Raw genomic sequence first — 19,107 nt, 5'->3', positions numbered from 1 at the left:
TTTAATTCACCTCTATCCTTCAACATAAAAAAATCCACCATCATCAAGTTTAAAAACTTCAAGCTGGTTAGATAATTCTTCATCATCAAATTCAGAAACGTCCATTCCTTCTTCTTTAAGAGCTTCTCTTAATTCCTTAATATCCTTACAATAAAATGCAAAACTTTCCTCTAAAAACTCCTTAGCTTCTTCAATAGAAAAAACCACATCTTCATCAAATAATTTGCTCTGTTCCTTTAAAAATACCTTAGCACATTTCTCTAATTGCTTATTATCCATACAAATCTCCTTTAACCTAAGATAGAAGGGAATCTCTCCCTTAATGTATTAAGAACTCTGTCAGTTTCATAATTACCGTGCTTTTTTATATCACTTACAGCCTTCTCCATCACATACGAATACTTCACATTATCAAGCATTGTAATGTCATTATAATTATCACCAAAAGCCATACAATCAGACTTTGATAAATTAAAAAATTTCTGAATCTGTAAAATTGCATTACCCTTATTAACTTTAGTATCCATAAAATCAAGATAAAGATCACCGGATACAGCTATGCTAGCTTTTCCCTCCCAATTCTTAAAGAAATGATCTCTAGAATTAGAAATACCAGAAAGATCACAAACAGCAACCTTTAAAATATCCTCATCAATATCACTGAATTTATCAACTATAGTAGTGTGATAATTAACAACCTCAGTCATTCTATGATGATATTCCTTAGTCTTAGGCTTAATATAAGCAGTCTTCTCACCAGAGACTAATACTTCACAGTTAGGTCTTTCAATTACATCTTCAATAATATCAAGGGCTAAGTCCCTATCCATTGGAGTCTTACCAATAATCTTATCCTTGTAAGCTACTAAAGCACCATTTTCTGCAATATAGACCATGTCCTTTGAAACAGGCTCAAAAAGTCGCTTAAGAGAAGTTATCTGTCTACCTGAGGCAGCTCCAAAATAAATTCCAGCCTTTAATAATTTAGCTATAGCCTCAAGTGTTTCACTATCTACGCTTTGTGCTCCATTAAGAAGAAGCGTACCATCTAAATCACTTGCTATAAAACGTATCATTTTAGTCTAACCTTTCATAATCAATCTTATATCCAAACTTATTAAGCTCATAAACCACGCGTGAAACAGGCAATCCTACAACATTTAAATAATCGCCTTCTATTCCCTTAATATAAGCTCCAAAAAGTCCCTGAATACCATATCCACCAGCCTTATCATAAGGTTCACTAGTATTAATATAAGCCCTAATAGTCTCTTCAGATAAAGCATATACATTAACATCCGTCTTTACACTAAAGGAAACAGTCTCATCTCCTTTAATAAGAGTAACCCCTGTATAGACCTGATGAGTATTGCCTGATAATTCACTTATCATTCTATATGCATCCTCTTTATCTGCTGGCTTAGTTAAAATCCTACCATTATGATAAACAACTGTATCTGCGCCAATTATAATTGTATCACCTAAATCCATCTCATTCTTTAGCTTTAAACTAACTGCCCTAGCCTTTAATTTAGAAAGTTCTTTAACATAATCATAGGGCATCATCTCTTCAATATTCTCGTCAACTTCACTTGTAATTACTTCAAAATCAATCCCAACAGACTTTAAAATCTCACGTCTTCTTGGAGAAGCTGAAGCCAAAATAATTCTCATAATCTATGTTCCTTTCTCGCCTAACCATGTCCTATATTAACATTGTTTAGGAAAAATTTAAAGTGCTAAAATAAAACTTTTGTTCTAGTATAAAAAATCCCTCCTTACTGGTTTGTCCAGTAAAGAGGGTAAATATCACTATATTTTCCTTACTAATCTAATTCTCTATTCATAGCTGATTCAAGAGCATCAATTGAAGCTCTAATAATATCATGGTCAATACCAATACCAAAGAATCCCTTATTATTATCATCTTCAATACCAACATAGGCAATAGCTGAAGCGCTAGAACCGCGTCTAAGGGCATGTTCTTCATAAACAGTAATATTACAAGCCATATTAAATTTAGAAGCTAAGGCATTACTAACAGCATCAAGACGACCATTACCATTAGCCTTAATAAGCTCTGTTTTTCCATCAATTTCAATTGTTACTTCTGCATCTATGCCATTAGTTTGTTTAAAGTGTACCTCACTAATCTTAAAGTGAGGAGTATATTTTTTGTATCTTTTTTCAAAAATTTCTAGAACTTCATCGGCAGAAAGTTCCTTATGTGCCACATCAGATACATCCTTAACAGCATAACCTAAATCTTCTCTCATAGCCTTTGGAATAATCATACCATAATTTCTTTCAAGAACATATGCAACGCCACCCTTACCTGACTGAGAATTTATTCTAATAACATCTGAGTCATATGTACGGCCTACATCCTCTGGATTAATTGGAAGGTAAGGCACTGTCCAAAGTTCTGGATTATTGTCAATTCTATAATGCATACCCTTTGAAATAGCATCCTGATGTGATCCTGAGAAAGCCGCAAAAACAAGCTTTCCACAGTAAGGATGTCTATCGTCAATTGTCATCTGTGTTAATTTTTCAAAAGTCTTTGAAAGTCTTGGCATATCTGATAAATCAAGCTTTGGATCAACTCCATGGGAATACATATTCATAGCAAGTGTAATAATATCCACGTTACCAGTTCTTTCGCCATTACCAAATAATGTTCCCTCAATTCTATCAGCACCTGCAAGTAAACCAAGCTCTGAATCAGCCACGCCTGTTCCTCTATCATTATGAGGATGAAGAGAAACAATTACATTATCTCTATTGTGAAGATTCTTACACATGTATTCAACCTGACTAGCATACACATGTGGTAAAGACATTTCAACAGTTACAGGAAGATTAATAATACACTTATTATCACTTGTTGGTTCCCACTGATCAATTACTGCATTACACACCTCTAGGGCATATTCAGGCTCAGTACCTGTAAAGGATTCTGGGCTATATTCAAATTGATAATTACCACCATCCTCAAGAGCTAATTCCTTTAAAAGCTTAGCTCCATCAATGGCAATTTGCTTAATTTCTTCTTTAGATTTTTTAAAAACCTGTTCTCTTTGAGCTAGTGATGTAGAATTATATACATGAATAATTGCCTTTTTAGCACCTTTAACCGCTTCAAAAGTCTTTTTTATAATGTGAGGTCTAGCCTGAGTTAAGACCTGAATAGTAACATCATCTGGAATTAAATCCTTCTCAATTAAAGTACGGCAAAACTCATATTCAGTCTCAGATGCTGCAGGAAAGCCGATTTCAATCTCCTTAAAGCCCACATCTAAAAGCATTTTGTAAAATTCCAATTTTTCATCAAGGCTCATAGGTTCAATTAATGCCTGATTACCGTCTCTTAAATCTACAGAACACCAAATTGGTGCCTTATCTACATACTCCTTAGTTACCCAATCATTGCACTGTGTTGGAGGCATAAAATAGCCTCTCTTGTACTGTCTAAAATCGAACATATCATTTTCCTCCTAAAATTTTTGCATAGTTTACTAATTTCTAGCCCTTATAAACAAAGCCACTAATTTATAAAGGCTATTAAAAAAGTCTCTTAAAGGTTTCCCTTTAAGAGACGAATAAGACGAATAAATCCGCGTTACCACTTAATTCATAGTAATACTATGTTCTCCCAATATTCCTCTTCTTTGCTTTTTATATATTCAATTATATAAAAACTATAAACTAATAATTTTCCTTTGTCAACACGATTTATCACTTTAAACTAAAGAAATCTTAGAGACTCTTTAAATATTTAATTTCTTCCTTAGTAACCTCTTCTTTTGAGTATCTAGCCTTCTCATAACTCTTAGTTATATTCATAGCTTTCTCCTCATCAGTTACAATTAACTTAGATGAAAGCTCATTTGGAAGCATGTAAGACAGATCACTAAAGCTTTTATTAGACTCTTTAATTATCTTTCTCTTAGTCTTAACCTTATGCTTGTAAGCCTTTCTATAGGCCTTATTATTAGTTAGTTTTACATTGCTTTCCTTTTTCTTAATGGTAAATTTGCCATGTTCATAAGAATCTGTGCTATCTGCAAATTCCACCTCATCAATTTCATCCATCTTGGATTTTTTAAAGCCCTTGGCATATTTAAAAATCATATAGATTACAAAAACCACTAAAGCAATAACTAAGCTTAAGGCAACTACCTCAAATAAAGAATTAAGAATGGCAGCATTATTATTACTAGTATCTAACACAGTTGTTATAGCATCTTCACTAACCGCTTCTTTAGTAGGTGTTACATCGCTAGTTTCATCAGGTCCAAGACCCCATAAGAATAATAATCCCTTTATTATCCATTTAAAAATTCCAAAAAAGAATCCTCCGATAATTGTAAAAAAATTACCATACTTGCCATTATAAAAAAGAAGCATAAAGCCAAGCATAAGAATAATAACAACCACTGTCATATAAAGGTTAATATTAATTATTCTCTTTATTGGAAAATTAGACTTTCCCATATTAATACTAAAGGCTTTATTTAACTGTCTGATTTGGTTATAAATCACACTTCCAAGTATAAAAAGCACAAATAGTAAAAGCTCTGAGTATAAAAGTAATGCATTATTATTTTTTTCACCAAGATAATAACCAACAATCATTACTATAACCCAAGCAATATGCATCTTCTCATTTATCTTAAAGGTATCATAATAATCTTTATTATTAGCCGCAGTCTCCATGAAGGATTTTGAAACCGGTGAATCCTTAGCACTTTCTGTAACCCTGTTCATTGCAGTCTTTACAGTTATTGACTTTATAGAAATAGCAAATCCACATATAAGAAACATCACTATTTCAAGGTCATTTTTTGCAAATCCTAAATAAAGAAAAGGAAGGATTATATTAATTGCCATAAAGCCTGTGTAACTTTTTATAAACTTCCTTGTAAGATAAGTTATAAATACAGGAATAATGCATGTTAGACATATCTTTATACTATCATTATTTTTCCCGGCAATACCTATAATTCCTGCAAGAAATAATCCTAAAAAACATATATACTGGAGAAAAATCTCAAGGAAAATCTGAGCCATATTAAAATATTTATTTGTGTTATTTTGCTTAATGTCCATTTATCTTTCCTCCAAAATCTCCATTAACTTCATATTTACAAAGAGAAAGATTAGTATCTATCTTTAGCTCTTCTAGAGGAAGAACAGGCACTAGCCAAAGTGAATTAGGACTATTTTTAAATTTCTCATTAATTAAGTCAAGCAAATCCTTTTGTCTATTAGCACCTATAATTACATAAACATAAGATTCATCAATAACTAAATTATTTAAAACCTCTTTAAAATCCCTCTTTTCTTTACTGGCATCTATTCTTGCAAGTACAGTGTTAATTGCCTTTAAGTGAGAAATACCACTTCCAAGCTCAACACTTACTTCCCCTTCTCCCACAAAATCAACGCCATTAGAATAAAGACATATATTAGCTCTTTGGTTAGTGAACTTATTTGCAAATCCTGCTGCAAGTTCAATGCTTGATTCAAGTAGGCTTAAATTCTCAAGTTCCCTATCTTTTTCAAGATTAAGTAAGATGCATACATTTTTGCTCATAGATTCATCATATTCATTAACCATTAAATTTCCTTGTTTTGCACTAGCTTTCCAGTTTACAAGTTTTAAATTGTCATTGTAGTTATATTCTCTAATACCCCTGAAGGCAAATTTATCCTCAAAAAGATACTTTCTTTTATTTAGATCTCCTTCAAGTCTTGTTTTTACAATGCCAATTTTATCCACATCAACAGCCTTTGGATATACAGTAATAAAGCCTGTTAGATTCTGCTTTAATACATTAACCTCATCCATAAAAATTCCGCTAAAGACCATTTGAGCCTCGCTTAAATTATAAACGCCTCTTTTTGTGGCTAAGATTTCAACTTTTCTTGTGATTTTCGTATTAGGTCCAAGGGCAAAGCAGTCATTTCTATAGACATTATCTGTCTTAGTTGAATTGGCATCTGCATTAGTAAAAATAAAACTAGGATCAAGTTTAAATTTAGTATTAATCATAGGTAGCGGTAATTTCTTAGCATTAGTCACACTAAGAATTAAGTTGGTTTTATCACCTCTAAGAACATTCTTATCTTCAAATGTAACATTCATTTTTAGTGCCTTTGTCCAATTTTTCTTATAGACTCTATTAACTATAAACACTACCAAAAGCACGCCTATAAACATTAATATAATATTCATTATTTATTCCATTCCTCAGTTGGTGCCACTACTTCATTAAAGATTCTATCTATAATCTGCTCCTTATTATCTCTCGCAAAACCGCCAGATGATAACACAAGTCTATGAGCTAAACAAACCTTTGATAAAACCTTAATATCCTCAGGTACCACATAATCTCTACCTTCAATATAAGCATATGCTCTACAGGCATTAACAAGACTAATTGTACCTCTTGGACTTACACCAATTGCCACCTCTGATAAATTTCTTGTCTTATTTACAATATTAACGATATATTCAATTAAAGATGGATGGATAAATACGCTCTTAACTTCTTCTCTCATTTCGAGGATTTCACTAGTAGTAACAACGCTTGAAATATTCTCAATAGGACTAGCATTTAAAAATCTATTAATAATCTCAACTTCACCTAAATTGCTAGGATAACCCATATTTATCTTCATTAAAAATCTATCTAGTTGAGCTTCTGGCAATTCATAAGTACCAGCAGTTTCAATAGGATTTTGAGTAGCAAGAACAATAAATGGCTTAGTTAGACTAAAAGTCGTATTATCAACTGTTACCTGTCCCTCTTCCATACATTCAAGTAAGGCTGACTGAGTTCTTGGAGTCGCTCTATTAATTTCATCAGCAAGTAATACATTTGTAAAAATCGGACCTTGTCTAAATTTAAAATCAGCCTCTTTCTGATTGTAAATATGAATACCTGTTATATCACTTGGTAATAAATCTGGAGTAAACTGAATTCTCTTAAAATCCCCATCTATACTTTTAGCAAAAGACTTAGCAAGCATTGTCTTACCAGTTCCTGGCACATCTTCAAGAAGGCAATGCCCACCTGATAGAATACAAGTAAGAATTAATTTTGAAACATTCTCTTTATCAACAATAACTCTACTCACATTATCTAATATTAGATTACACTTTTCTCTATTTTTTAACACAAAAAAACCTCCGACGTTTTTCTAATTTTGTTGCTATTAGCAGTTAATCGCAACAAAATTAGTATAACAATCAGAGATTTATCATTCAATAAAAAAGCTATAAATTATTGCTCATCGCTTGGCATATCCTGATTAACATCAATGCCTCTTGGTGGAACTGGAGTTGAGAATACAATCTGAGTTGAAGTTCTACCAAATTTTTGTAGCTGGCCAATAAATGTATCAAGCTCTAAAGTACTTGGGAAAATAACCTTTAAAAGCATAGAATAATTACCAGTAACGCAGTTACATTCAACAACATTAGTACATGACTTAATAAATGGATAAAATTCTGGCTTTTGGGCTGGTGCAACTTCTAGATTAATAAAAGCTGTTATATGGTAACCTAACTTTAACTGATTAATCTTAACCTCATAGCCCTCAATTATTTCCTCTTTTTCTAGTCTTTCTATTCTTGCTGAAACTGCAGGTGATGATAAAAACACGTTTTCAGCTAAAGCCTTAAGGGGCATTCTTGCATTCTGCTGTAGCAAAGTAATTATCTTCTTATCTATCTTATCCATAACATCCTCCTAATTAAAAAGAGACAACTCTAGCCTCTAACTAGAATTGTCTCCCTCGACATTCATAAAATATAAATATAATATAACCCGAAATTTGCAAATTTTCAAGTTTTTTCTTAAGAAAATAAAGTTTTTATTAGTAACAATTAATTTACTTATTCTCTTCTTCAATATCCTCGGCTTCATAAAGCTCTTCGTATTCCATTGCATCTAATTCTTCATCAAATGCATCAGATACGATTTCATATTCCTCATCAGATCCGATATTCTCTAAGATTGGCTCACCATCACTTGTTTCTTCGTATCTGTAAAGATAAACCTCATCATTATCTGCTGCCTCACCTTCAAGTGGAAGTAAAGCTATATATGTATTATCACCAGCTGGAAAAATTCTTACAATTGCACACTCACAAGTTTCACCACCATCAAGTGATAATGTAACTGTAGAATATTCTGAATTATTTGCCATAATTGTCTCCTTTAACATTTCTTTATACTTTCTAGTACACAAGATAACACAAAGTTTATTTTTCCTCAAGTCCCATTTCTTCAATAAATCTAGATGGCACATATTCTTTATTGTATCTTTCCTTTGGACTAATAATATAAAGTAGCTCCTTAGCCCTTGTAATTCCTACATAAAAAAGCCTTCTCTCCTCTTCAATATCTTCTTCAAGCAAGGCCTGCTTTAAAGGAATAATATCTTCGCAAGCATCAATAATAAAAACCACCTTAAACTCCAATCCCTTAGATCTATGAAAGGTATAAAAATTTACTCCTTCCTCTGGTCTTTCCCTAACAACATTTTTCTTCTCTTCTAAAAAATTCAAAAATTCGTTTATGGATTTAAAAGACTTGGAAGCCTCCGTAATTTTTTCAAGATCATCAATTAACAAATCCTTATTAGCATTTATTTTAGAGCTATATTCCAAAATAAATCTTTCATATCCTATTCCTTTTCTAATATAATTAATAGCCGCAAAAGAAGACATATCCTTTATTATCTTTAAATCAAATATTAATTTATCAATCTCATTTAAAACCGTGGAATTCCTATTCTTATCAAGAAGATATATGTTTTTTAAATCATATAAAGATACCGGATTATTAAGAAAAGACCTGGTAATATACCTCATAGGCTTATTAATAATGTGTAAAAATTCCACCCTATCCCTAGAGCCCATGGCAATTTTTAAATAACTACTAATATCAGATGCCACAAGCCCATTAAAAGCATTACTAGTAAAATTACCGCTATTTAAACCTATACCTAGATTTCTTAATTCCTTAATAAACGGGCTTGCTAGGGCATTGGTTCTTGTAAGAATAGCAATATCCTTTAAGCTTACACCCATAGACATAAGATTTTTTATTTCACTAACTAAGAATTTTTTCTCTTCATTTATATCAGAAACTGTAAGATATTTTATATCTGATCCAGCTTTATTGGCACAAACTAAAGATTTTTCATACCTTAGCTTATTATTTGAAATTAGTTTATTAGCTGCATCTATTATAGGCCTTGTGCATCTATAATTAATATTAAGATAAATGGATGTTGCATCTGGATAGTCCTTTAAAAAACCTAGCATTATAGCAGGATTAGACCCTCTAAATTTATATATGCTTTGGTCATCATCACCCACCACAAATAAATTATTAGCCTTAGAACATATTAAAGAAATAGCCTGCATCTGAACCTTATTAATATCTTGAAACTCATCAATTAGAATATATTTAAACCTCTCCTTTAGGCTATTTCGTAAATTTTCATCCTCTCTTAGTTTATCTACAGTCATTTTTGCAAAATCATCAAAATCAATTAAGCCCCTCTTCTTAATCTTCTCTTCGTAAGTCTTATAAATTTTTCTAAAAGTAGCATAAGGAATAGTTTTCGATTTATATTCATCAATATTTAAATCATCATTTTTAATAAGACCAATCTCAGAAAGAATCATATCAATAATTTCATCTTCATTTGTGTATTCAAGCTCATATTTAAGAATTTCAGTTTTTATTATTTCAATTTGGATTTTTTTAGTGACAATAGAATCATTGCCAAGATTATAAGCATTTTTTAGAATTGCAAAAAATAGAGAATGGAAGGTGGCAAAATATACTCCTTTACCATTACCATTATTTAGTTTTAAGAAACGTTGTTTAAGTTCTAGGACAGCAGTTTTATTAAAGGAAATCACCAAGATATTATGTGCTTTAACATCTAATTCGTTAATCAAGTACTTTATCCTATGTATCATGGTATGAGTCTTCCCACTTCCAGGTCCAGCAATCACAAGGCATGGTCCATCTTTAAAAGTAGCCGCCCGCTTTTGTGCATCATTAAAAGACAAATTACTCTCTCCCTTTCAAAAAAATATGGGACTTAAAAATAATTTTTAAGTCCCTTCACTATACTATTAATTTATAAACTTGTCAATTATTGTAGCAACAATGAAGTTGTTGCTATGTAGGCACGAGTTCTGCCGTAGGCACTCTCATACGAGTGCTTCCCCCGTTGTAGCAACAACGAAGTTGTTGCTATGTAGGCACGAGTCTTGCCGCAGGCAATCTCATACGAGTGCTTCTTGCCTAGTATCTTTGTATCTTATCATCTGCATCATCTGTTTTATCTATCTGAAGAACAGTGACATAATACTCCAATGAATCATTAACATGAATTAACACCTTATCGCCCTTCTTTTTGCCAAGTAGAGCCTTACCTAGTGGAGATTCAATACTTATAAGTCCAAGTAGAGAATCCTCTCTAACAGTTGTTACAAGCTTTATTGTCTCAATCTCATCATCATCTTCATACTTAATTGTAACAGTGTTATTAACTCCAATTTCATCCTCTGCTGCTGTTTCTTTAATAACTGTAGCAGAGTTAATCATTCTTTGAAGATATCTGATTCGACTCTCATTTTGATTTTTAAATTTCTTAGCAGCATGATACTCAAAATTCTCACTTAAATCACCCTGAGCTCTTGCAGCCTTAACATCCTCTAGTGCTTCTTTTCTAACAACACTAATTCGATAGTCAATTTCCTCTTCCATCTTCTTAATGTCATTTTCTGTTAATTCATTACGCATACAATTCACCTCTTTAAAACTAATCTAATTAGATTTAATTCTTAGAAACGATTTCATTCTTGTTTTTATAGATTGAATTAGAAGCTACAACTCCTCTAACACTTGAAAGTGGGTAAATATTAGATTCTCTACCTACAATTGTGCCAGGATTAAGAACACTTCCACATCCAACTTCTACATTATCACCAAGGAATGCGCCAATCTTTTTAATTCCAGTTTCGATTTTCTCATCACCATTTTTAATGACAATTAGTTTCTTGTCTGACTTAACATTACTTGTAATTGAGCCAGCGCCCATATGAGCCTTAAAGCCTAAAATTGAGTCACCTACATAGTTATAATGAGGAACCTGAACTTTGTTAAAAAGAATAACATTTTTTAATTCTGTAGAATTACCTACTACAGCTCCTTCACCTACAATAGCCTTACCACGAATAAACGCACAATGTCTTACTTCTGCATCTTTACATATAATTACAGGACCAGCAATATAAGCTGAAGGGAAAACATTTGCTGTCTTGTGAACCCAGATATTTTCTCCTCTTAGTTCATATTCATCCTCTGGTAAGCTTTTTCCAAGTTCAATTATAAAATCACCAATTTTAGATAATACTTCCCAAGGATATGTAGCATCTGTAAAAATATCCTTTGCAATAGTTTCATTTAAGTCAAATAAGTTATTTATAGTAATATCCATTATTCATTCCTCCACAATTATTCTACAGTAACTGACTTAGCAAGATTTCTTGGCTTATCAACATCATTACCTTTAAGAACAGCTGTATAATATGCAATTAACTGTAGTGGAACTGCTGCCACCATAGGCATAAGCATCTGGCTAGCTTCAGGAAGACAAATTGTAACATCACTTACTCCATCTTCTACATCCACACCTGGAGCACAAATAAGAATAACAAATGCACCTCTAGCCTTAACTTCCTTAATATTACTAATAGTTTTTTCTACTAAATCCTTCTGAGTAGCAATAGCAATTACTGGCATGCCGTCATCAATTAAAGAAATTGTACCATGTTTTAATTCACCTGCAGCATAAGATTCAGAATGAATATATGAGATTTCCTTTAATTTAAGAGAACCTTCCATACTTAAGGCATAATCAAGTCCTCTACCAATGTATAATAAGCTATCTGCATTAACAAGCTTAGATGCAGCGAACTGACAAGCATTCTTAAGTCCTATAGCTTCTTCAATTGTATCTGGCATTTCTTCAAGCTTCTTAGTGTATTCTACTAACTCTTCCTTAATAATCTTACCCTTAGCAAAAGCTAACTGGAATGCAAGTAAATACATTACAGATACCTGAACCATATAAGCCTTTGTTGAAGCAACTGAAATTTCTGGACCAGCATGTGTATATAATACATAATCTGCAGCTCTAGCAATTGATGAACCCTTAACATTAACAATAGCTAATGTATCAGCCTTTCTTTCCTTAGCAAGTTCAAGAGCAGCCTTTGTATCAGCTGTTTCACCTGACTGTGAAATAAGAATAACTAAGTCATCTTCACTAATTAATGGATCTCTATATCTAAATTCAGATGCAATATCAACTGTAACTGATACTCTAGCAAGTTTTTCAATAACATACTTACCAACCATACCAGCATGCATAGCTGTACCACAAGCTACAATAAAGATATTATTATATTTAGCTAACTTATCAATTGTAATTCCTTCTTCTTCAAAAGTTGGAACATGATTAATAATTCTTGGCATAATAGTTGTCTTTACAACCTCTGGCTGTTCATGAATTTCCTTAAGCATAAAATGCTCATATCCACCCTTTTGAGCAGCATCAATATCCCAATCAGCAACATTCATTTCCTTAGGAACTTCGTTGCCGTGAATATCTACTATCTTTACATTAGACTTTGAAACAATTGCAATTTCATTTTGCTCAAGTAATAGATAGTTTCTTGTGTATTCAAGGATTGCTGTCATATCAGAAGCAATGAAGTTTTCATTCTTACCAATACCAACAATTAATGGGCTTTCTTTTCTTACAGCATAAATTACATCTGGAAAATCCCTAAACATAATTCCAAGAGCGTAAGAACCCTTAATTTCAGCAATAACCTTAGTAATTGTTGCAACAGGATCACCATCATAGTAGTAATCAAGTAATTTAGCAACTGTTTCTGTATCTGTTTCAGAGTCAAAGCTATAACCTTCCTTTAAAAGGAAATCCTTGATTTGCTTATAATTTTCAATAATACCATTATGAACAATAGTAACTCTCTTATTACCATGTGGATGTGAATTAATATCTGATGGTTCACCATGTGTTGCCCAACGTGTATGTCCAATACCTACATGTCCATTTGGCTTACCCTCTCTATCCATTTTATCCACCAAGTTCTTTAAACGTCCCTGGCACTTTTTAACCTTAATTGCGTTATTTTCAAATACTGCAATACCAGCTGAATCATAACCTCTGTACTCTAGCTTTGATAATGCTCCAATTAAAACATCAGCACTATCTCTACCTCCTACATAACCTGCAATACCACACATAAAAAATCCTCCTAAGACAGTTGTTACTTCTTGTAATTCTTAGCACTTTCATTAAAAAGTCCAAATAAGACTCCTTGATTATTTAAAGCCTTAACATAGTTAGTTCTTCTGCTAACAAAGCCATTCATTTTATCCATATATTCATTAGCAGTAATTTCTCCATTAGCAACCATAGTTAATCCCTTTTCCCAACTTGCGGTAAGCTCAGGATTAAGAAGTTGATAAATAGAATTAGCAACAACGTCATATATTATTTCCCCAAAGAGTGTCGGGGTTATCACTTGCGTCTTCTTAGCTATTCCAATATATTTCTTGGTCTGTAATTTCTTTAAAATTTCAGCTCTTGTGGCACTAGTACCAATACCACTACCTTTAATCTGAGCCCTTAATTCTTCATCTTCAATTAGCTGACCAGCATTTTCCATAGCTAGAATCATTGAACCTGATGTATATCTTTTTGGCGGGCTTGTTTCACCCTCCTTAAGCTTAAAATCAGTGAACTCTATATTAGCCCCTTTCTTAATTTTTTTCAATACCTCAAAAAGAGCTGTATCATTTGTTTCTGCATCTTCTGTCTGCTCACTAGATTCTTCGTCCTTTGACCCAGAGCTATCCTTTTTTTGCTTACTAAAGGAATTCTTAGTTACACATAAGTATCCCTCACTTGCAAGAGTCTTAAAGGATGAGTTAAAGTTCTCTCCATCAACATTTAAACTAATAGCCACCTTTTGATAAATAGCTGCAGGGTAGAATATACTTAAAAATCTCCTGCAAATAACCTCATATGCTCTAAGGGCTGTAGTTGATAAGCTATTAAGATTATTAAAGCCCTGCCCTGTAGGGATAATAGCGTAGTGATCTGTAATTGCTTTATCATTACAGTATCTAGTTTTTTCAATTCCCTTAAAGCTTTCATTAGCGATTATATTATTAGCAAATTCCTTAACAGGCTCAAATCTAGTTAATCCAGCAATATTCTTTCTTATTTCCTTAGAAATTGCAGTAGATAAAACTCTAGCATCTGTTCTTGGATAAGTAACGAGCTTTTTTTCATAAAGTTCCTGAATAATATTAAGAGTCTCATCAGGACTTATTTTAAAAAGCTTACTGCACTCATTTTGAAGTTCTGCCAAATTAAATAAAAGTGGCGGATTTTTAGTTTCCTTCTTTTTTTCAATAGATTCTACCACTCCTATTTTAGGTAGAGGATTAGAAATGGATCTAATAAGTTCCTCTGCCTTAGTTTTATCCTTAAATCCCTTATCGTTATATAAATATGGAGTGTTAAAGTATTTGCTTTTTTCACTAATTTTCCATTCTGATTCGAAGGTATGACCTTCAATATTATTGGTAGCAATTATTCTATAAAAAGGGGTTTTTATAAAAGCTCTAATTTCACGCTCTCTTTTTACAACCATTCCAAGAACACAGGTCATAACTCTACCAACGGCAATGCTTGCCCTATCTTCATGCAAATAATTAGCCACGTTTCTGCCATACTTTAAAGTAAGGACTCTAGAAAAATTAATACCCATTAAATAATCTTCCTTAGCCCTTAAATATGCTGCATCTGATAAATTATCATATTCTGATAAATCCTTAGCATTCTTAATTCCTTTTTGGATTTCTTCTTCTGTTTGTGAATCTATCCATACTCTTTTTTCTTTCTTACCACTAACTTTAGCTTCTTGTCTTACAAGTCTATATATGTACTCTCCTTCACGACCTGAATCGGTACAAACATAGATTGTTTCAACATCTTCTCTATTTAGTAGTCCACTTACAATATCAAACTGTTTTTTAACAGCTGGTAAAACCTCATATTTATAATTTGTTGGAATAAACGGTATTGTATCTAGGCTCCATCTTTTTAAATTAGGATCGTAGCTTTCTGGATAACTCATTGTAACTAAATGGCCTACACACCAAGTTACAATAACATCTCCACCTTCAAGATAGCCGTCTTTTCTCGACAAATTAACATGTAGCGCCTTGGCAAACTCCTGGGCTACACTAGGTTTCTCCGCTATAAATACGGATTTTCCCATTTTATCCTCCATCCTGTTTGTGACGAATATCACACTTTTTTCCTTATTACTTTCTAAACTGCGCCTAAAGATTATAAAACGAAAGCTAAAAAAAGTAAAATTCCACTTTAAAAATCATTTAGACTAACAAGTTTTAAATTAGGATTGTTCTTTGAAATTCTATTTAATTCTTCATCAAATCCGTCCTTAGAAAAAAGATAAATATAATCACTTCCAACATTGGCCTGCTTAATATTATCAAGTAAGTTCTCATACTGTTCATACTTAAATGTATCGCTTTCCCAATTACACTTACCAATTACGAATCTTCCAGCATTATCAGTTGCTATTATATCGATATTACCATCTTTTCCCCACCATCTAGCGCGGGAATTTATCTTAATTTCTAGTTTGCCCATAGAATCAAGAAGTTCTATAAATTCTGTACCAACAGATACAAAAGCCTCACCTGCAAAATCATAAATACTAGGTCCTATAAAATTATCATAAAACTCACTAGCATCCAATTTACTAAGTCTAGAGCCATTGGCATAAATATATTTAAACCAAAATTTTGTATATCCTGATTTTATATTATATAAACCTTTTCTTGTATGTTCCTTTCCTCCAATATCATAGGAATACACTTTCTCAACTATTTCACGCTCTATTAAGTTTTTAAGATAAACGCTAATCTTATCCCTGCCAAAACCTGTGTGAATATGAAGTTCGTTTAACTTATTCATACCAGATGCAATGCAATAAAGAATTGTATTATAAAGGGATGTTTCTCTTAATTCCTCTTTAATATAATCAGAGCCCTCAAAATAAAGCAATTTTCCCTTTTTTAATACATTTTCTATAATATTATCTCTAAGACTTAACTTGTCGCTAAATTCTTTTAAATATCCTGGTACACCACCTGTAATAGCATAAATTGCCATATCATCAAGTACTGAATGCTTTGGAAACATTCTTACAATATCAACAAATGATAATTCCTTTAATTTTAAAAAGGAGCTAATAGCATTGGCGTTCTCACCAACCGCCTTAATCATGCTGTTCTCAACCCAACTTATGGATGAACTTGTAAGTACAACGCATACCTTTTCATCAAAAAGCTTGCCTGAAACCAAGGCATTAATTACAGCCATAAATTCCTTATTGGATTTAACAATATTTTGGAATTCCTCCACAATTAAAAGCTTAGTATCTCCTGATAACTTGCGAATGTTATTAAGCAGGTGCGCATATTCGCTATACATGTCCTTTTTTTGCAATTTTAGTTTTTCTTTTTCCTCGTCTATTTTTTCCAAAAAACCTTCGTCTTTAGCGATTAAATTGCAGTCGATCATTTCTTTTTTAAGTAGATTAATTTGCTCTTCTTCTGATGCTTGACATGCCAGATAATAGAAGGCATCCTTATCCTTAATAAACTCTTTTATAAGACTTGTTTTGCCAATATTAGATCTTCCATAAAGAATAGTTAATGTATTTCCATCCTCAATATAACTATCATTTAACTTGCTTAATTCTTCGCTTCTTCCTAGTAACATATTCTACCCCCAAAACTTTATGCCTCTTCATTCTTTGATTCATCAATAGTTAAACTGTAAGCCGGAATATATTCCCTTAAAAAATAATTAGCTTCTTGTAAATCAAGCTTAATAATAGCCTTATATGTTGATTCTAGAGCTTGACTAAAGTCCTTATTTCCTGTGTTTAATTCCTCTACACATTTAATATAGGCAGATAGCTTATCTGCTGCCTTTACATATTTCCATAATTCCTCTTCTTCCTTTGTTTCAAGTAAAAGAGGATTATATATTTTTCTCATATTTATTGGTAGCCCAGATAGAATCTCATCTTTAGCCACATGTTCTACTTCCTTATATGCATTTCTTATAACTGGACTGTAGTATTTTACTGGAGTTGGCATATCACCTGTTATAATCTCTGTAACATCATGATACATTCCAAGAATTGCTAATCTTTCGGCATTAATATTACCGCCAAAGATTTCATTATTAATGATACCAAGTGCATGTGCAATATATGCAACCTCAAGACTATGTTCACATAGGTTCTCTTCCCTTGTATTGCGCATAAGTCCCCAACGATTTATATACTTCATTCTAGACAACATGGCATAGAAATGATTGTCCTTCATAAAACCCCTCCCTATTTTTATGAATCTAAATTGTAAAAATTGTTTACTATAGCGTTAAACTTAAATTTAATTTTATACTATATATTCTAATTTTTCAAGTATTAAAGGGGACGTTAAGAATCCCTTTATGCCACTGCCTTCAAAAAAAATAACTAGAAACAAGGCTCTATCAATAATAAAACCCTATTCCTAGTTATAAAAATCATCTAATTACTAATCTTAAACTTTATCTAATTTAATTACTTAGCTGTAATATAGCCCTTAGCCTTTAATAATTCAGCAATAAGAACTGCACCACCTGCTGCACCTCTAAGTGTATTATGTGAAAGACCAACAAACTTATAATCAAATACAGAATCTTCTCTTAATCTACCAAGAGATACACCCATACCATTCTCATAGTTAACATCTAACTTAACCTGTGGACGATCATCTTCTTCTAAGTACTGGATGAAATGCTTTGGTGCACTTGGAAGATTTAATTCCTGTGGAACACCCTTAAAGTTTCTCCATTTTTCAATAATCTGTTCCTTAGTTGGCTTCTTCTCAAAATTAACAAATACAGCAGCTGTATGACCATCTAATACTGGTACTCTAATACACTGACATGTAATCTGTGGAGTTGTAGCTGGAACAATCTTACCATCCTTAACTTCACCCCATAATCTAAGTGGCTCTTTTTCTGATTTTTCTTCTTCACCACCAATGTATGGAATAATATTCTCAACCATTTCTGGCCACTGTTCAAAAGTCTTACCTGCACCTGAAATAGCCTGGTATGTTGTTGCAACAACAAGCTTAGGACCAAATTCCTTTAATGCATTAAGTGCTGGTGTATAACTCTGGATTGAACAGTTAGGCTTAACACAAATAAAGCCTCTCTTAGTACCAAGTCTCTTCTTCTGAGCTTCAATAACTTCTAAGTGTTCTGGATTGATTTCTGGAACAACCATAGGAACGTCTTCTGTCCAACGGTTAGCACTGTTATTAGAAACAACTGGCACCTCAGCCTTAGCATACTTCTCTTCTAAAGCCTTGATTTCATTCTTTGGCATATTAACTGCGCAAAATACAAAATCTACAGAATCTACAATCTTATCAAAATCCTTATCCATATCATAAACTGGCATCTTCTTAACAAATTCAGGCATAGCACATGACATCTTCCATCTTCCATCTACAGCCTCTTCGTATGTCTTTCCAGCTGAACGACCTGATGCAGCTACTAAACATACCTCAAACCAAGGATGGTTCTCAAGTAATGTGATGAATCTCTGACCTACCATTCCTGTACCACCAAGGATACCAACTCTTAACTTATCGCTCATTATCTACCTCTTTCCTCTGCCACTTTTACTAGACATCTACTACATAATCTTTTTTTAAATTTACAAACAAAAACTTGTCTTTGTGTGGCGGACATTTGTTTTTACACTAAAGAATATTATCATAATAACTTGGTTTTTACAAGCTATTTTCCAATATTTTATCATAAAATTTTGTGTTTTCAATATAGCAATTAATTTTATTTATC

17 protein-coding genes are annotated in these 19,107 nt (G+C 32.5%); all 17 read right to left on the bottom strand.

Annotation, left to right across the window (positions count from 1 at the left end):
- Positions 1-12 precede the first annotated feature (12 nt).
- The 17 genes from T537_RS0100710 to asd all read right to left on the bottom strand — a co-directional run bounded on the left by T537_RS0100710 (position 13) and on the right by asd (position 18,901).
- A complete protein-coding gene (locus T537_RS0100710; protein ID WP_027438049.1) occupies positions 13-279 on the bottom strand; it encodes a glyoxalase in 267 nt (88 codons plus the stop codon).
- An 11-nt stretch (positions 280-290) separates the two neighbouring features.
- Positions 291-1,076: a Cof-type HAD-IIB family hydrolase gene (locus tag T537_RS0100705; protein WP_027438050.1), complete on the bottom strand. Its 786-nt coding sequence runs from the start codon at positions 1,074-1,076 to the stop codon at positions 291-293.
- 1 nt (position 1,077) lies between these two features.
- Positions 1,078-1,677: a Maf family protein gene (locus T537_RS0100700; protein WP_027438051.1), complete on the bottom strand. Its 600-nt coding sequence runs from the start codon at positions 1,675-1,677 to the stop codon at positions 1,078-1,080.
- A 149-nt stretch (positions 1,678-1,826) separates the two neighbouring features.
- Entirely contained in the window at positions 1,827-3,485 is a 1,659-nt protein-coding gene (locus tag T537_RS0100695; protein WP_031555577.1) for a 2-isopropylmalate synthase, read from the bottom strand.
- 274 nt (positions 3,486-3,759) lie between these two features.
- The gene (locus tag T537_RS0100690; protein WP_027438053.1) at positions 3,760-5,112 is read right to left on the bottom strand and encodes a hypothetical protein; all 1,353 of its coding nucleotides are present in this window, start codon (positions 5,110-5,112) and stop codon (positions 3,760-3,762) included.
- Positions 5,102-6,241, bottom strand: coding sequence for a DUF58 domain-containing protein (locus T537_RS0100685; protein ID WP_027438054.1), 1,140 nt, complete (start codon positions 6,239-6,241; stop codon positions 5,102-5,104). Before T537_RS0100685 ends, T537_RS0100690 begins: the two co-directional genes overlap by 11 nt.
- Entirely contained in the window at positions 6,241-7,188 is a 948-nt protein-coding gene (locus T537_RS0100680) for an AAA family ATPase (RefSeq protein WP_031555574.1), read from the bottom strand. The genes T537_RS0100685 and T537_RS0100680 overlap by 1 nt, the downstream gene beginning before the upstream one ends.
- Positions 7,189-7,292: 104 nt before the next feature.
- Positions 7,293-7,751: an Lrp/AsnC family transcriptional regulator gene (locus T537_RS0100675; RefSeq protein WP_027438056.1), complete on the bottom strand. Its 459-nt coding sequence runs from the start codon at positions 7,749-7,751 to the stop codon at positions 7,293-7,295.
- A gap of 151 nt (positions 7,752-7,902) precedes the next feature.
- Positions 7,903-8,238 carry a DUF1292 domain-containing protein gene (locus tag T537_RS0100670; RefSeq protein ID WP_027438057.1) on the bottom strand — a complete coding sequence of 112 codons (336 nt, stop codon included), beginning with the start codon at positions 8,236-8,238 and terminating at the stop codon, positions 7,903-7,905.
- Positions 8,239-8,275: 37 nt separating this feature from the next.
- Complete coding sequence (locus tag T537_RS0100665; protein WP_031555571.1) at positions 8,276-10,102, bottom strand: ATP-dependent helicase; 1,827 nt, start codon at positions 10,100-10,102, stop codon at positions 8,276-8,278.
- 238 nt (positions 10,103-10,340) lie between these two features.
- Positions 10,341-10,841 (bottom strand): GreA/GreB family elongation factor, encoded by a 501-nt coding sequence (locus T537_RS0100660; RefSeq protein WP_027438059.1) that lies wholly within the window; start codon positions 10,839-10,841, stop codon positions 10,341-10,343.
- 34 nt (positions 10,842-10,875) lie between these two features.
- Positions 10,876-11,538: an LbetaH domain-containing protein gene (locus T537_RS0100655; RefSeq protein WP_031555568.1), complete on the bottom strand. Its 663-nt coding sequence runs from the start codon at positions 11,536-11,538 to the stop codon at positions 10,876-10,878.
- 17 nt (positions 11,539-11,555) lie between these two features.
- The gene (gene glmS / locus T537_RS0100650) at positions 11,556-13,376 is read right to left on the bottom strand and encodes a glutamine--fructose-6-phosphate transaminase (isomerizing) (protein ID WP_031555565.1); all 1,821 of its coding nucleotides are present in this window, start codon (positions 13,374-13,376) and stop codon (positions 11,556-11,558) included.
- A 23-nt stretch (positions 13,377-13,399) separates the two neighbouring features.
- Positions 13,400-15,424 carry a DNA topoisomerase gene (locus tag T537_RS0100645; protein ID WP_031555562.1) on the bottom strand — a complete coding sequence of 675 codons (2,025 nt, stop codon included), beginning with the start codon at positions 15,422-15,424 and terminating at the stop codon, positions 13,400-13,402.
- Positions 15,425-15,531: 107 nt separating this feature from the next.
- On the bottom strand, positions 15,532-16,959 hold the full coding sequence (locus T537_RS0100640; protein ID WP_031555560.1) for an ATP-binding protein: 1,428 nt from the start codon (positions 16,957-16,959) through the stop codon (positions 15,532-15,534).
- A gap of 17 nt (positions 16,960-16,976) precedes the next feature.
- On the bottom strand, positions 16,977-17,573 hold the full coding sequence (yfbR, locus tag T537_RS0100635) for a 5'-deoxynucleotidase (RefSeq protein WP_027438064.1): 597 nt from the start codon (positions 17,571-17,573) through the stop codon (positions 16,977-16,979).
- 239 nt (positions 17,574-17,812) lie between these two features.
- Positions 17,813-18,901: an aspartate-semialdehyde dehydrogenase gene (gene asd, locus T537_RS0100630; RefSeq protein ID WP_031555558.1), complete on the bottom strand. Its 1,089-nt coding sequence runs from the start codon at positions 18,899-18,901 to the stop codon at positions 17,813-17,815.
- Positions 18,902-19,107 lie beyond the last annotated feature (206 nt).

The organism is Lachnospira multipara LB2003 (genome assembly GCF_000702205.1).
Lineage (GTDB): Bacteria > Bacillota > Clostridia > Lachnospirales > Lachnospiraceae > Lachnospira > Lachnospira multipara_A.
The sequence above is the reverse complement of the archived record's forward strand: the minus strand, read 5'-3'. Positions and strand labels throughout refer to the sequence as shown.

Excerpts from the sequence above, each read along its gene's own strand:
- asd (WP_031555558.1), bottom strand. The coding sequence starts at position 18,901 with ATGAGCGATAAGTTAAGAGTTGGTATCCTTGGTGGTACAGGAATGGTA.
- T537_RS0100705 (WP_027438050.1), bottom strand. The coding sequence starts at position 1,076 with ATGATACGTTTTATAGCAAGTGATTTAGATGGTACGCTTCTTCTTAAT.
- glmS (WP_031555565.1), bottom strand. The coding sequence starts at position 13,376 with ATGTGTGGTATTGCAGGTTATGTAGGAGGTAGAGATAGTGCTGATGTT.
- T537_RS0100695 (WP_031555577.1), bottom strand. The coding sequence starts at position 3,485 with ATGTTCGATTTTAGACAGTACAAGAGAGGCTATTTTATGCCTCCAACA.
- T537_RS0100655 (WP_031555568.1), bottom strand. The coding sequence starts at position 11,538 with ATGGATATTACTATAAATAACTTATTTGACTTAAATGAAACTATTGCA.
- T537_RS0100640 (WP_031555560.1), bottom strand. The coding sequence starts at position 16,959 with ATGTTACTAGGAAGAAGCGAAGAATTAAGCAAGTTAAATGATAGTTAT.
- T537_RS0100675 (WP_027438056.1), bottom strand. The coding sequence starts at position 7,751 with ATGGATAAGATAGATAAGAAGATAATTACTTTGCTACAGCAGAATGCA.
- T537_RS0100645 (WP_031555562.1), bottom strand. The coding sequence starts at position 15,424 with ATGGGAAAATCCGTATTTATAGCGGAGAAACCTAGTGTAGCCCAGGAG.
- T537_RS0100685 (WP_027438054.1), bottom strand. The coding sequence starts at position 6,241 with ATGAATATTATATTAATGTTTATAGGCGTGCTTTTGGTAGTGTTTATA.
- yfbR (WP_027438064.1), bottom strand. The coding sequence starts at position 17,573 with ATGAAGGACAATCATTTCTATGCCATGTTGTCTAGAATGAAGTATATA.
- T537_RS0100710 (WP_027438049.1), bottom strand. The coding sequence starts at position 279 with ATGGATAATAAGCAATTAGAGAAATGTGCTAAGGTATTTTTAAAGGAA.
- T537_RS0100670 (WP_027438057.1), bottom strand. The coding sequence starts at position 8,238 with ATGTTAAAGGAGACAATTATGGCAAATAATTCAGAATATTCTACAGTT.
- T537_RS0100690 (WP_027438053.1), bottom strand. The coding sequence starts at position 5,112 with ATGGACATTAAGCAAAATAACACAAATAAATATTTTAATATGGCTCAG.
- T537_RS0100660 (WP_027438059.1), bottom strand. The coding sequence starts at position 10,841 with ATGCGTAATGAATTAACAGAAAATGACATTAAGAAGATGGAAGAGGAA.